The following is a 14,261-nucleotide window of genomic DNA, read 5'->3' as shown; positions in this document are numbered from 1 at the left end:
ATGCCTATAGACAATCAGCGCTTTCTGTTAGATGGCTCGCCTCCTTTACGGATGCAGGGGTACGGTTTTAGAGTAACTAATGATCGCGTCGGTGACCCGTTCGCTTGGTTGGGTGAGGGCTTCCTCCAAGCTTAGCTGGGTGAGGAGCAGATCAGCACAGCATTCGGCTAGATCCTGGTCTACCATTAAGGCTTCTTCCAGGGCAAGGCGTTGCTTTTTAGGCAGTTCGTTGTAAAGGTACTGTACCAGATCATGATGGGTAAAGGTTTTGGTCATAGGCTGATTTATCATTGGACATTTTTTTCCGCAAGTTGATCAATGCGTATCTCATTCTGCCCAAAGCCGTGTTGATGCTCACCCCGGTAGCCTCCGCAATCTCCTGAAAACTCATGTCAGCGTAGTGGCGCATGATGAGCACCTCTTTCTGCGCGGCCGGTAACTGTTGAATCAGTTCCCGCAGGCGGGCATGGGTTTCCTCTTTGATCCGGATGGATTCCACTGATTCCTCAGAGAAGCTTAACGTGTTAAACACATTGCTGCCGTCTTCCAACGTAATCATTGGGCTCCGCTTCTCCCTACGGAAGTAATCAATAGCCAAGTTATGGGCGATACGGCAGATCCAGGATGAAAATTTACCTTCTTCGTTGTAACGACCGCTTTTCATGGTATGGATCGCCTTCACAAACGTTTCCTGTAACAGGTCTTCGGCCGTGTAGGTGTCTTTTACTATCAGTAGAATAGTGGTGTAGACCTTACTTTTATGACGGGTCACCAATTCCTCAAACGCACTCTCGTTACCAGCGATATACGACGTCACTAACGCCGAATCATTTAGCTGTACTGTATTCATCTAAATCTACAATTAAAGTAACGTAGAGGTTTATGCCATATTGTGAGGTAAGATGATTATAAGACTGGTTTTATCTGATTACCAAATATAGAAAATAAGGTGTCTAAATACAATGGGTGAAATAAAACTAAAAATATTTTTTTTCGTTTGTGGGCCCTTTCCAAAAAATCTGCTTAGAAACAAGCAGGAAGAAGAAAATCAATTCGCCTCAAAAACCACACCAGTGCACCTGATCAGATCTTGAAATTACTACTTTCTTGCCGAGAAATGAAAGCGGTTGTCTCTTTTTTGTGCGAAGCAATGGGAAAATTATTTTCAACTGAAAAATAATTCCTCTCCTAACGCTTTGAGCAGTAGCAGAACCAGGAAACCCGGGGTGGCGTTTAGGGGCTACTTTTCCTAAAATAGCCCTCAAAGGGAAACAGATGCGTGGCAGATTAATGGGAGAGGGGCCGCTCCTGGATCATGCCGCCCCATGTGTTATTGATGCTGTGCACCTATAAGAGGGTAACGCCCGGGTATTCCGCCATTCCGTTGATAATAAAGTCAACGGAATGGGAGGCGGTCAGGTGCGTGAGCACCGGGTTGGTTGGGTGCCCAGAAGAAAGGCCGTCCCCAGGAAAAGGAACGGCGCATTGATGAACAGAGTCAAAATCCTGGTTTAAGGAACTGGATGATTGGCGTTTATTTAACCGGAGGTGACAGGGCCTGCAGTTGCTGGTTTACTGCGGTCAGTTGCTTATTCAGTCCATTATAGTAGGCTTCTATTTTTTTGCGCTCATGGGCGGTGAGGTTGGCCTCTAAAAGGGCCGTGCGCTGTTCCTGTAGTCTTATGATCTGCTCCAGCAAGTGGATTCTTTTCTCCTCGGGCAGCGTATAGGTGACTTTCTGCTGGCTGTTCCCCGCCGACACCATCTTGCCGTCTACCGTCTGTATCCTAACTTCGGTGTCGCCAACCACTTTCTTCTCGTGCTCTACTATGGTGGTATGGGTGAAGATATCATCGGCTACCAGCACCACCCTTCCCTGCGGGTTCACGGCGTTTTTCTGCTTAAGGGTATAGTTCTTGCCGTCTGGCAGGCGCACCTGCCCGTTGGGCGAAACAACTGTGCCGCTGTTGTACTGAACCGGTTCCTGTAGTTCATACAGTTGGCCGCCCCGGTGCTGCACCAGTTTGCCCTTATGCCAGAAAATAGTGTTGTCTTTGATGTTGGCCTGCGTAATAAGAGCGTCGGCACGCTGCTGCGCGAAGGTTGCCTGCGGTGTGCCCATAAACGCCGCCGCCCCTAAGAAACTGTATAGAACCAATCTTTTCATAGTCATGCGTCTTGAATCTGCTGCTTTATACGCGGTTTGCTATCTGGGTGATGGCCGCACCGTCTGCAGAAAACAGGTTCGGTTTAAAATTTAGTAGTAAGATGCAGAAAGGTTCTTTAAAAAGTGAAATTACAGATACATCCTTCTGGGGTGGAAGGGCGTATAACCCAGTGTATGGAATATGAATTTAACATGGCACCGGAGTTGAGGGAAGAGGTCAGGAAAGAGCTGAAGGTAAAGGAGAAAGCCAATGCCGAAATCAAAGACGCCCTGGCCATTGAGCGAACCACCTTTGCCAATGAGCGGACGTTCCTGGCGTATTTGAGAACCTCGCTTTCGCTTGTTATTGTGGGTATTTCCTTACACCAGTTTTTCAATACCGCTCTCTCTATGTGGGTAGCCGTATTTCTTATTCCGCTGGGTGTAGTGATAGGGGCGATTGGCTACCGCAAGTTTACCCAGAAGCGCGCTTTCATCCGGCGCAAGCGCGATGCCTACGTACCGGCAAAACAGATGCTGGCGTTGTTGAAAGCTGAGAAAGCGAACCAACTACATGTCAGCCGGTGACGGCTGGTGTGTGAAGAGACATAATTGTATTATAACAGAAATAAGGAAGTGCGGCGGCGATACTGAAAGGTGCTGTTGGAATGCAAAACCGCCCACTTTCTCTTTATTTCTCTTTCTGAATGGCAGGCCCTGCATAAGTTACCCGTACCACCTGCCATCTAGTAATATACACCATATAGCATCCTACTAAAGCAGAACCGGAAGCCCTGTAAGGCTTCTGGTTCTGCTTTTAAAGAAGGTTACATTGAAGCATGTCCCTCCGTCGCTTCTGGTTTTAAGGGTAATTTCTGAAAAACAAGCCTGAAACGCTTCAAGGCTTCACCAGCGGGGTGGCCCACAGTCCCATCTTCATCTGGAAAATATTGGCAATGCTGGTGGCTTTCTGTTTCGCCTGATCGGCCATGGCACCGGCAAACAATTCGTCTACGGTCTGGGTGAAGAGGGCAATCCAGCGGGTAAAATGCGTACGGTCTACGGGCAATGCCAAGTGCCGGGGGAACGGCTGTCCTTTGTACGCCATTGAGCCAAACAGCACCGTGCTCCAGAATTGATACATCTTAGGGAGGTGGTGCTCCCAGTCAACCTTGGCGAACCCATTGAACACCGGGCCCAATAAATCGTCTTGGTTCACGTGGTCATAGAAGGTGTCTACCAACCTGCGGATATCTTCTTCGGTCTCTATATCTGTTCTTGTCTCTTGCATCTTCTTCCTTCAAGCTTTTGCCTCTTAGCAATACTGCAAGGATACGGATAGCTGCCCACGCGTGAAATGATCTTGGTCATTTTAGCGCTGTTTTTGGGAAAAGGGGCTAAAAATGGAGTTGGCAGAGCGAAAACCAGGCAGCAGTGCGGTGGTACAAGTAGGTGCGGAAAAAACGCGTAACGCCTCTTTCCGGAGTTCCGGTTTGCCAGCCTCCAACTCAAGAAATGTTCTTCCATTATTTTTTTTCTTACCTATTATCTATAAGTTGGGTGTCCAAATAAGCATCCACTTACGTTAATTATGATACACAGACTCTTTCTCCTTGTCTTTATGATGGTTTATGGTTATGCCGCCTCTGCGCAACAGAACCACGTGCTAGAATCCCCCAACGGAAAAATCAAGGTAACTATAGATTTGCAGAACCAACTCAGGTATGCCGTACATCATGAAGCCGATGTGGTCATTGCTCCTTCCCCCATTTCCATGCAGCTGACCAACGGAGAAACCCTGGGAGCCAAGCCGCAGGTGAAGAACACCAAAAGGAACTCGGTGAATAAAACCATTCAGGCACCGGTGTACAAGAGGGCAGAGATACAGGACAAGTACAATGAACTAGTCCTGTATTTCAAAGGCGACTACAGCGTTATCTTCCGGGCCTATGATGATGGGGTAGCCTACCGGTTTGCCACTTCCAGAAAGAAGGATTTCCTGGTGCAGAATGAGGAGGCGTCCTTCAACTTTCCGGCAGACCACACGGCCATTGTGCCTTATGTGAAACTAGAGAAAAAGACTTCCACTGAAAAGAAAACCACCATTGAGCAGCAGTTCTGGAATTCCTTTGAAAATGTGTACACGTACAGCCCGTTGTCTAAACTGAACCCCAAGAACCTGGCCTTCCTGCCCCTGGCGGTGGAGGTGACCAACCAGAAAAAAGTGGTGATCACCGAGGCTGACCTGGAGAGCTACCCGGGCATGTTCCTGATCAACAAAAACGGCACGCCTTCCTTGTCGGGGCTGTTTGCCCCTTTCCCCAAAAGGGTGGAGCAAGGCGGGCACAACCAGTTGCAGTTGCTGGTAAAGGAGCGGGAGAACTACATCGCCAAGGCGAAAGGCACCCGCACTTTCCCCTGGCGGGTGATGGTCATCTCGTCAGAAGACAAAGAGCTGGCCGACAGTGACATGGTGTATAAACTGGCTACGCCGTCGCGCGTGAAAGATGCCTCCTGGGTGAAACCCGGCAAGGTGGCCTGGGACTGGTGGAACGCCTGGAACATTGAAGGAGTGGATTTCAAGTCGGGCATCAACAACGCCACCTATAAATACTACATTGATTTCGCGGCGGCCAACAAGATTGAATACGTGATTCTGGATGAAGGCTGGGCCGTGAACCTGAAAGCCGACCTGCTGCAAGTGATCCCAGAGATTGACCTGAAAGAGCTGGTGGCCTACGGAAAGCAGAAGAACGTTGGGATCATCTTGTGGGCCGGCTACCATGCCCTTGACCGTGACATGGAAAATGTGGCGAAGCATTACGCCGACATGGGGGTGAAAGGCTTCAAAGTGGATTTCATGGACCGCGATGACCAGCAGGCCGTTGATTTCTACTACCGTACCGCCGAGGTTGGGGCGAAATACAAGCTGCTCATCGACTTCCACGGTTCTTACAAGCCAACCGGCATGCAAAGGACGTACCCCAACGTCATCAACTTTGAAGGGGTGCACGGCCTGGAGCAGATGAAGTGGTCTGACCCCGATGTGGATCAGGTAACCTATGATGTGACAATGCCTTACATACGCATGCTGGCCGGCCCCGTGGATTATACCCAGGGAGCCATGCGCAACGCGGCCAAAGACAATTACCGGCCGGTGCGCTCTGAGCCTATGAGCCAGGGAACCCGGGTGCGCCAATTAGCCCAATACGTTATTTTTGAATCGCCCTTCAACATGCTGGCCGATAGTCCTTCCAATTACTTGAAGGAGGAGGAAAGCACTGCCTTTATCTCTACGGTTCCGGTGGTATGGGATAATACCGTAGCCTTGAGTGGGAAGATAGGAGAGCACCTGGCCATTGCCCGCAGAAAAGGGGATATTTGGTATGTGGGCGCGCTTACCAACTGGGATGCGCGGGAAATGGAGTTGGATTTGTCTTTCTTGGGAGAGGGGAAGTACAAAGCAGAGATTTTCAGGGATGGAGTAAACGCAGACCGCAAAGCATCTGACTACAAGCACGAAACCATTGATGTTCCGCAAAGCAAGAAGTTGAAGATCTCTATGGCCCCTGGGGGCGGCTATGTGGCCAGAATCTATAAAATGTAAGTCTAGAGCTTTCTTCTTGCTTCACAGAAAGGGTTGAGGGCAACTTCTTGCCGGTGCAGTGACCGGTAAGAAGTTGCCCTCAACCCTTTCTCCTTTTCCATGCGTGTCTAAATATTTGCTGCGTTTTCAGGCCATTTTCCTAAAATCAGCCCTAAAACGGGGTGTAGGTACCTGATTAGCAACGTGGTAGAAAACCCAAATATGTCCCGTTTTTACCTGAGGGGTCTCTTCCAGAGATGTGTTAGGGGGTGTCACCCGGTGCGGAGGTCTTCCGGTCATTGAAATCTTTGGGTATTTTGAACTGACCTTCTGCCGGAAGAGACCTCACCCCCGGCCCCTCTCCCGCGGAGAGGGGAGCCCGCTGATGTGTTTTGAGCCTGTTTTGCGGAAAACGGGCTTTAAACGGCCTTGGCGCATACACTCGTAGGAACTACGCGCACTACGAGGTCTTGGGAGCGGGCGGTGTTGCTGGGTGAGCCATTAAGAAGCTGGCACGAGACTCCCGTCTCGTGCCATGGGATGAAGCGAGTCTCCAGACTCGCCGGGAACCACCGGCAGGTTTGCGTAATGTATCAGTTTAGAAGCCTCTGCCTAGAAAGCAAGTCCCTCCTACCTCCTTGTTGCAATGCTTGCCCACCAACAGGAAAATGGTTGCTTTACGTGTCTTTTGGGCTGTTCTTCCGCAGGTCTTGCCGCCGCTTCTTATTTCTATCACTCAAGCCAGTTATGCAGATTCCTGTTCATAAGTTCTGGTTATTGCCATAAAATAATTTTATCATCCTGCATTTTTCACAATTATTTAACCCAACACCAAAAACTTGTATAAAAATTTAATAGAAGTTTTTGTTTTAGTAAATTTCTTAGTTCCTTAGTGCAAAAGAAAAAATATCTAATTTCCCGTGGGTTTAGAGCCTGAATCTTGCAAAAAATGCAATGTCTGAATTTCTGCTCTTGCATGTAGGGCAGGAAAGCGCTCAGCGCAATCAGCGTAAGGGTGGAGAAATATGGGCCTGGTCTGAACCAAGCCACAATGGCTCTAGCACTAGAAGGAAAAAAGCGTCTGAACGCCAAAGCAGGCAGTAAAAATTAGAAGTGGACACACTATTTGCCTGACAGAGAACTTAAAAATCAACAGTAAACAGGAATGAAATATTCACTAGCCCCATGTTGTTATGAAACAAACCATACTATCTAAAAACAATGGAAGTGCGCGCCGAGGATGCTCGCTGCTATTGTTGGCGATGTTGGGACTTGCCCCGTTTGAGGGCTTTTCCAGCAAGAAAGAACCGGAGGCCTTGGGGCTAAAGGTCGCTATAAACACCTTGGTTCCTAAAAAGCAAAACGGGCCGGTGTCTGGTATTGTCAGAGATGCAGCGGGGCAGCCGCTCGTGGGGGCTTCGATTGTCTTAAAAGGCACTACCACGGCAACTGCCACAGACGTAGAGGGTAGGTTTACCATCAACCTGGCAGGCGCAACGCAGCCTGTGTTAGTGGTTTCATACATCGGGTACCAGAACCTGGAGGTACCCGTAGGAAACAGAGCTTCTATTGAGGTCACGCTTCAGGAAGACGCCAGAATAATGGACGAGGTAGTGGTGGTGGGGTACGGTACCCAAAAGAAAGCCAACCTCACCGGAGCGGTGAGCCAGGTAACTTCTGAGGTGTTGGAAAATAGACCTATCACCAACGTGACCTCAGGCCTGCAGGGTACTTTGCCTGGTGTAACTATAACACGACCAAATGGCGGTGGCGCGCCAGGGAATAACGCAGGTACTATAAGAATTAGGGGCCTGGGCACTTGGCACGATGCGCAGCCATTGGTGGTGATTGATGGGATTATCAGCTCAGCCACCAATCTTAACATCTTAAATCCCAGTGATATTGAGTCAGTTTCTGTGCTGAAAGATGCGGCCTCTTCCTCTATTTATGGGGTGCGGGGGGCAAATGGAGTCATTGTGGTAACCACTAAGAAAGGAGCAACCGGCAAGCCTTCCATTGATTACAATGCCTACTTCGGCCTGCAAACTCCTACTGCTTTGCCAGAATACCTAGGCTCGCCGGAGTACATGCAGCTCCTGAATGAGGCTCAACGCAATGTAGGCCTCAACCCCACCTACAGAGATGAGCAGATTGAGGTAGCCCGCAATGGCTCTGATCCCAACTATTTCGCCAACACCAACTGGATAAAAGAGATTTACAAAGACCATGCTCCCCAACAAAGCCATAATGTAAGTGTAAACGGCGGAGCGGAGAACGTAAACTACTATCTGTCTTATGGCTATTTGAAGGAAGGTGGGCTAGTCACCGGTGACAATTACGTGGCGCAAAGACACAACATCAGAGCAAAACTTAGCACCACCTTCTTAGACCGCTTAAATGTATCGGCCAACTTAGGTTACATTGACCGTGGGTATTCTGGCGCCGCTGAAGGGGTTGGCTCCGGCTCAGGGCCGTTGTATGCCGCCACCCAGATCATTCCCCTAACCCCGGTGCGGTTTACCACGGGAGGCTGGGGGTATCTAGGCGGGCAGCGCAATCCGGTGGCGGTCACCACAGACGGGGGCACAGATACTTTTGCCTCCCAGGAGTTCACCGGAAACCTAAATGCTTCCATTGAGCTTTTCAAAGGCTTTAAATTAAGGACGCAGTATGGTATTGTCCGGTCCAATTCTAAAAGAACCATCTTCTCCAAAACCATCAACTACTACAGCCCCATAGACGGCTCTATTATCTACCGCACTAATTTCCCCAACAAGGTAGATGCCCGTGATTACACCAACGTGTTCCAGACCATGCTGGGCGCGGCAGAATACGAGAGAACCTTTGCTGACAAACATGAGGTGAAGCTGTTCTTAGCGGTAACTCAGGATGAAGAGGTAGGAGACAACTTCACAGCCACCAGAACCGATGTCCCCACCCAGGAAGGAACGGGTAACCTGGCGCTGGGAACAGCAAATCAATTGAATAGCGCTAGTGCTTCCCATTGGGGGCTCCGGTCACTGTTCGGGAGGGCAAACTATGCCTTTGATGGGCGGTATTTGTTAGAAGGTAACTTTAGGTATGACGGTTCCTCAAAGTTCGCTGATGTGTTAAGGTGGGATCTTTTTGCATCGGCGTCAGTAGGCTGGGTGTTCACAGAGGAAAGTTTCCTGGAAGGCATCCGTGATGTGGTGGAGTTTGGAAAGATCCGCTACTCCTATGGTACCCAGGGCAATGACCGCGTGGAAGACTATGCCTTCCTTAACATCTTTGGGCCAGTTGGAACCATGCCCATTGGTTATCAGAATACGATTGGTTACCGGCAAACTACCATTGCTAATCCATTGCTGAAATGGGAGACCCAAGTTAAACAAAACGTAGGGCTTGATTTTGTTTTCCTGAACGGCCGCTTAGGGCTAACCGCCGACTATTTCAAGAATGAAACCAAAGACATACTGTTGCGGCTAGCGGTGCCTGCGGTACTGGGTGCCACGGAAGATCCTTTTCAGAATGTTGGAAGCCTGGAAAACAAAGGCTGGGAAGTACAGTTGAACTGGCGCGATGAAATAGGTGCCTTTACCTATGGGGCTGATTTCAACCTTTCAGATGTACGCAACAAACTTACTAGATTGGCTGGAACAGACTTCCTGGGTGACCGGATAAGAAGAGAAGGAGACCCGCTAGATGCTTTTTACGGATTTGTAGCTGACCGGCTTGCTCAGGAAAATGACTTTAGATATGATCCTGAACAAAGGAAATTCATCCCTGATTTTCCTTACCTCCATAATGACCCTATGGCCCAACCCGGGGATATCATCTATAAAGACCTGAACGGGGACGGCGAAATCACCCTGGACGGAGACAGACAGGTAATTGGGAGTCATATTCCAAGATACACCTACGGCTTCCGGGGGAATGTAGGCTGGAAAGGCATAGACTTCAATTTCTTCCTGCAAGGCGTAGGCAAAGCCGCAGGCTTGTTGACCGGGGCGGCCCGTCATGCGCTAATAAACGAGGGAAGCTTGCCGCAAGCTATCCACCTGGATCGCTGGACGCCTGAGAATACCGATGCTTCCTATCCGCGGCTAACGTACCAGCAAACCTATAACCAGCGTTTGTCTACCTACTGGTTAGAGGATGCCTCTTATCTGCGTCTGAAGAATATCCAGATTGGCTACACCATTCCAAAGCAGCTTACCGAAAGGCTTAGAGTTAGCCGCCTGCGGGTGTATGCCTCGGCAGATAACCTATTCACCAAAACCGATTACTTCTACGGCTATGACCCTGAGACGCCGGTAAGCAACGGAGGGTATTACCCTATGGTGAAAACTTTTGTTTTTGGGGTAAACGTCAATCTTAAGTAAGAAAATGATGAAAAAGAAAATACTATTCAGCCTCCTTCTAAGCACTTTCCTGTTTGGATCTTGTAATGATGATTTTCTAGAGAGAGGGCCCCTAGATAAAGTGACCGATGAGAATTTCTGGCAATCAGAAGAGCAGTTGGTCTTGGCGGTAAATGGCATGTATGGCTATTTGAAGGCAAAGAACACCGTAGACATGGAGATCATGGGGGACAATACCTTCTGGCCCGCCACCAATAACTTTAAATCTATCAGGAGTGGGAACTATAGTTATGATTTAAGTACCATCAACAGCGAGTGGGGCGGTTTGTATACCGGTATTCGCCAGGCAAATACTTTTCTGGAAAACTACCAAAAAGCCCAATTGCCCAATTCCCAAAAAGCAGAGGCACTGGCGGCAGAGGTACGCATCATAAGGGCTTACCTATACAGCTATCTTACGGCCTTTTACGGAGATGTGCCACTTATCACTACCCCTCTTAACTTAAATGAACTGTACGGCGCGCGTGACCCTAAAGAAAAGGTGGTGGATTTCATTCTGGCCGACTTGGATGTAGCGGCGCAGCATTTATCTGCTACAATCCCCACCGGGACAGAGGCAGGTAGGCTGAACAAAGGTGCTGCGTTGGCATTGAAAGCCCGCATAGCCTTGTATAATAAGCGCTGGCAGGTGGCCGCAGATGCGGCCAAAGCCGTAATGGATTTAGGCGTTTATCAATTGTTTGATGTGGGTGATCCCGCTTCAAACTACCGCAGGCTTTTTACTTATGAGGGAAAGCTCTCAGGCGGCAAAAACCGGGAAACCATTATGTCCCGTCTTCACCTGTTTCAGGTGTCACAGCATAACCTGAGTCGTGAGATACAGGTGCCAGATCAGGGGGTGCGCTGGAACCCAACCAAGTCTCTGGTAGACGATTATCTTATGAAAGATGGTTTGCCCATAGACAAGTCCCCGCTGTACAGTGTAAGCACCTACAATGAGGTGTTTGAGGATAGAGATCCGCGTATGACCCAGACCATTCTGAAGCCGGGCTCCGCCTGGGGTGGTCGCTATGACGCCAGTCCAGAGCATAAGGATAATATCACGACCAATGACCACCCAGAAACCTTTGTGGTTCCTAAGTTCTCGTCTGACAGACGCGGAGCCGCTACTTATACAGGGTATTACTTTACCAAATACGTAGAGTTATCTACCGTTGGCCAGGTCAGCCAAGATGTGAACGATATCCATTTGCTACGCTACGCAGAGGTGCTCTTAACTTACGCCGAGGCTAAGATGGAACTAGGCCAATTAACCCAGGATGTGGTAGACATGGCTATCAACAAACTTAGAGAGCGGGTAGGTATGTCCCCCATGGTTCTCACTGAACTTGCGGCAAATGGAATGGATGTAAGGGAAGAGGTACGCCGGGAGCGCCGCATAGAGCTGGCCTTGGAAGGACAGCGGTACTTTGATATCATTCGCTGGAAGCAAGGGGAGTTGCTGGCCGCCGATGTAAAAGGAACCAATGTGAACTGGCTCTCCAACCCGCAGGATGCGGCCGGACTAAACAAAGATGCCCAAGGATTCATCATCGCCCTTAGTGGGAATAGGTTTGAAGATCCCAGGCATTATTTATGGCCGGTTCCTATGGAGCAGGTGCAGCTGAATGCTAACCTAGGTCAAAACCCTGGGTGGTAGTCTGCAACTGAAAAGGGGCTGTTTTTGCGAAAACTCCCCTAAACTGGAGCGGCTTAGATTATACTAAAGCAATAAGGGTTTGACTACACGTATGGGGAAATCTCCGGTTATATTTCTGCTAGGGGTTCTGCTGGTCTTTTTTGCCTGCAAAGAGGATCAGCAACCTGAACCAGATGTACCCAATGGTACAGGTAATACACCAGAAGTGATAATTCCTGATCTGCGGGTGATGACCTTTAACATCCATTTGGCCAACCCTCCTTCCGCGGGGACCAAAAGAGACCTGCCCGCTATTGCCCGTATCATAAATACCGCCAATCCAGACGTGGTTGCCTTGCAGGAAGTAGACCGGTATACCCAAAGGTCAGGCATGAATGTGCATCAGGCAAAAGAGTTGGGAAAACTGACCAACATGCATTCTTTCTACGTGAAAGCCATGGATGTTTTCAATGGTGGGGAGTACGGTATTGCCATCCTCTCCAGGTTTCCCATTCTTGATTCTGTCGGTTATGAATTACCGGCCGACCCAAAAGTAGGAGGGGAGATGCGAAAACTGGCGGTAGTCAGGATCGCTTTACCAGATGGGAGGGAAGTAGTCTTTGCCGGAACCCACTTAGACCATAAAAGTGAGGAGAACAGGCTTTACCAGGGGAAGAGGATTTTGGACATTTTAAAAAGAGAAAAGCGTCCGGTTGTATTGGCGGGTGATTTCAATGCACTGCCAAGTAGCTTAACCCTTAACCTCTTTGACGGGTATTTAACCCGCACCTGCCAGCATAACTGTTCGCCCACCTTTCCTGCCCACAACCCAAAGAGCGCCATAGATTTTATTATGTACAGAACCACTGATAAAGTACGGGTTGCTTCCCATGCTATTGTTCTTGACTCCTATGCCTCAGACCATCTGCCGGTGATAGCGGGTTTGAAATTTAATTGAGATTATAACAGAAAGACATCTAAACTAAAAATCAAGAGATGAAAAATGTGAAAGTATTACTAACGGGCCTTTTTCTGAGCTTGTTGGTCTTCGCCTGTAAAGACGATGATATGGAAGGCCTGCTGCCTCCGGCGGCAGAGTTCAGCTACACACCAGGGACTCTGGTGCAAGGGGTGCAGGTTCTCTTTTATGCTGATCCAACAGAAGGGTCTGGTGAAATAGTGGAATGGCACTGGAATTTTGGAGATGCGGCCAACTCAACCTCTACTAAACGGAACCCCTACTTTACTTTTGCAAGTGCCGGTACCTACAATGTCACGCTAACGGTGAAAAACGGGGCGGGTACTACGTTTGATGTCACTAAATCTGTAGAAGTGGCCGAGCCGCCAAAAGAATTCCTCTCTTCTGTAGTGTGGGCGTTTAACAACAACACAACTGTTTCTAGATTAAATGAAGGTTCTAGTTCACCTGTGATCGGTGATGATGGCACAATATATTATCTAGAAGGTTACGCAAATCCTACTTCAAACAGCAAAGTGGTGGCCGTTACAGACAATGGAGCTACGGCTCAATTAAAATGGGCTACGACTTTAGCTAGTTATATTTCCAATGCACCCTCTATTGGTACAGACGGCCATATTTATGTGAATACCTGGGACAACACCAGGGCGGTCTATAAACTAAGTGGTACAGATGGGGCCGTTCTGTGGAGCCGAGGTGGATCTGGAGTTTTAGGAGCATCTAACACTACACCTGCCGTTGATGCCCAAGGTAACATCTACCACGGCTCTAAATTTACTACACCAAATGGAGGTTTCTTCTCTTGGACTCCGGCTGGGGTAAAACGCTGGCAGATTACGGGTGTTGGTGCGTTTTACACATCTCCGGTACTCAGTAAAGATGAAACAACTGTTTATGTACTCAATACAAACGAAGGCAAACTGTGGGCGATAAATACCGCAGATGGTACCCGCAAATGGGCTGAATCTGTAGGCCCGGGCAGTGGTATACATGGCAGTTCCCTATCAATGGGAAGTGACGGCACCATCTACTATACTACCAATGTCCATGTAGTAGCCATTACTGATAATGGTGCTGCTGGAGCCATAAAATGGTCTACCGCAGTGGCTGGCGCTGCCCAGTCTGGGGTGGTGATAGGCCCTAAAGGTGATCTATACACCGGTGCAGGCGCCGGATTGGTTTGCCTGAACCCGGCAGACGGAACGGTTAAATGGACTCATGCCATGAGTACCAATGAAAGCGTACCGGCAGTAGATGTAGAAGGAAGAATCTACCTGGGTTCAACGGATGGAAAGTTGGTAGTGGTGAGCTCTGAAGGCATCCTCTTGAAAGCGATTGAATTAGGAGACGGCGCTGTCCACTCCCCAACTATCGCTAACAATGGAACCGTGTATGTGGAAGGAATGTCTGGATCAAACATCAAGCTGTATAAGATAGCGGTGCAAGAAAGCGGGCCGGCCAACTCACCTTGGCCTATGAAAGGAAGAAACGTGAAGAATACAGGTCAGTCAAAATAGCCCTGAAACAGG

10 protein-coding genes are annotated in these 14,261 nt (G+C 49.0%); 6 read left to right on the top strand and 4 right to left on the bottom strand.

The features are described 5' to 3' along the window. Window positions 1-45 precede the first annotated feature (45 nt). The 3 genes from HHO50_RS17375 to HHO50_RS17365 all read right to left on the bottom strand — a co-directional run bounded on the left by HHO50_RS17375 (window position 46) and on the right by HHO50_RS17365 (window position 2,167). Window positions 46-276, bottom strand: coding sequence for a hypothetical protein (locus HHO50_RS17375; protein WP_181307853.1), 231 nt, complete (start codon window positions 274-276; stop codon window positions 46-48). Further along, the gene (locus HHO50_RS17370) at window positions 251-850 is read right to left on the bottom strand and encodes an RNA polymerase sigma factor (RefSeq protein ID WP_181307851.1); all 600 of its coding nucleotides are present in this window, start codon (window positions 848-850) and stop codon (window positions 251-253) included. The genes HHO50_RS17375 and HHO50_RS17370 overlap by 26 nt, the downstream gene beginning before the upstream one ends. A 684-nt stretch (window positions 851-1,534) precedes the next feature. Then, window positions 1,535-2,167: a DUF6799 domain-containing protein gene (locus HHO50_RS17365; RefSeq protein WP_181307849.1), complete on the bottom strand. Its 633-nt coding sequence runs from the start codon at window positions 2,165-2,167 to the stop codon at window positions 1,535-1,537. Between the two features lie 174 nt (window positions 2,168-2,341). On the opposite strand from HHO50_RS17365, the gene HHO50_RS17360 reads away from it, so the two are divergent. After that, window positions 2,342-2,734: a YidH family protein gene (locus HHO50_RS17360; RefSeq protein ID WP_181307847.1), complete on the top strand. Its 393-nt coding sequence runs from the start codon at window positions 2,342-2,344 to the stop codon at window positions 2,732-2,734. 310 nt (window positions 2,735-3,044) lie between these two features. Here the strand turns inward: HHO50_RS17360 and HHO50_RS17355 are convergent, their stop codons facing one another. Then, window positions 3,045-3,437 carry a group III truncated hemoglobin gene (locus HHO50_RS17355; RefSeq protein WP_181307845.1) on the bottom strand — a complete coding sequence of 131 codons (393 nt, stop codon included), beginning with the start codon at window positions 3,435-3,437 and terminating at the stop codon, window positions 3,045-3,047. Between the two features lie 330 nt (window positions 3,438-3,767). Here HHO50_RS17355 and HHO50_RS17350 point away from each other — a divergent pair, with 330 nt between their 5' ends. The 5 genes from HHO50_RS17350 (at window position 3,768) to HHO50_RS17330 (ending at window position 14,249) form a co-directional block, all read left to right on the top strand. Beyond that, complete coding sequence (locus tag HHO50_RS17350; RefSeq protein ID WP_219921574.1) at window positions 3,768-5,753, top strand: glycoside hydrolase family 97 protein; 1,986 nt, start codon at window positions 3,768-3,770, stop codon at window positions 5,751-5,753. Window positions 5,754-6,925: 1,172 nt separating this feature from the next. Next, entirely contained in the window at window positions 6,926-10,096 is a 3,171-nt protein-coding gene (locus tag HHO50_RS17345) for a TonB-dependent receptor (RefSeq protein WP_181307841.1), read from the top strand. 4 nt (window positions 10,097-10,100) lie between these two features. Continuing rightward, complete coding sequence (locus HHO50_RS17340; RefSeq protein ID WP_181307839.1) at window positions 10,101-11,774, top strand: RagB/SusD family nutrient uptake outer membrane protein; 1,674 nt, start codon at window positions 10,101-10,103, stop codon at window positions 11,772-11,774. A 79-nt stretch (window positions 11,775-11,853) separates the two neighbouring features. Then, window positions 11,854-12,711, top strand: coding sequence for an endonuclease/exonuclease/phosphatase family protein (locus tag HHO50_RS17335; protein ID WP_255478795.1), 858 nt, complete (start codon window positions 11,854-11,856; stop codon window positions 12,709-12,711). A gap of 38 nt (window positions 12,712-12,749) precedes the next feature. Then, complete coding sequence (locus HHO50_RS17330; protein ID WP_181307837.1) at window positions 12,750-14,249, top strand: PQQ-binding-like beta-propeller repeat protein; 1,500 nt, start codon at window positions 12,750-12,752, stop codon at window positions 14,247-14,249. The last annotated feature ends 12 nt before the right edge of the window (window positions 14,250-14,261 follow it).

It is taken from the genome of Rufibacter sp. XAAS-G3-1, from assembly GCF_013623775.1.
Classification (GTDB): Bacteria; Bacteroidota; Bacteroidia; order Cytophagales; family Hymenobacteraceae; genus Nibribacter.
The sequence above is the reverse complement of the archived record's forward strand: the minus strand, read 5'-3'. Positions and strand labels throughout refer to the sequence as shown.

Coding starts and splice junctions, on each gene's coding strand:
- HHO50_RS17375 (WP_181307853.1), bottom strand. CDS start 276: ATGACCAAAACCTTTACCCATCATGATCTGGTACAGTACCTTTACAAC.
- HHO50_RS17370 (WP_181307851.1), bottom strand. CDS start 850: ATGAATACAGTACAGCTAAATGATTCGGCGTTAGTGACGTCGTATATC.
- HHO50_RS17365 (WP_181307849.1), bottom strand. CDS start 2,167: ATGAAAAGATTGGTTCTATACAGTTTCTTAGGGGCGGCGGCGTTTATG.
- HHO50_RS17360 (WP_181307847.1), top strand. CDS start 2,342: ATGGAATATGAATTTAACATGGCACCGGAGTTGAGGGAAGAGGTCAGG.
- HHO50_RS17355 (WP_181307845.1), bottom strand. CDS start 3,437: ATGCAAGAGACAAGAACAGATATAGAGACCGAAGAAGATATCCGCAGG.
- HHO50_RS17350 (WP_219921574.1), top strand. CDS start 3,768: ATGATGGTTTATGGTTATGCCGCCTCTGCGCAACAGAACCACGTGCTA.
- HHO50_RS17345 (WP_181307841.1), top strand. CDS start 6,926: ATGAAACAAACCATACTATCTAAAAACAATGGAAGTGCGCGCCGAGGA.
- HHO50_RS17340 (WP_181307839.1), top strand. CDS start 10,101: ATGATGAAAAAGAAAATACTATTCAGCCTCCTTCTAAGCACTTTCCTG.
- HHO50_RS17330 (WP_181307837.1), top strand. CDS start 12,750: ATGAAAAATGTGAAAGTATTACTAACGGGCCTTTTTCTGAGCTTGTTG.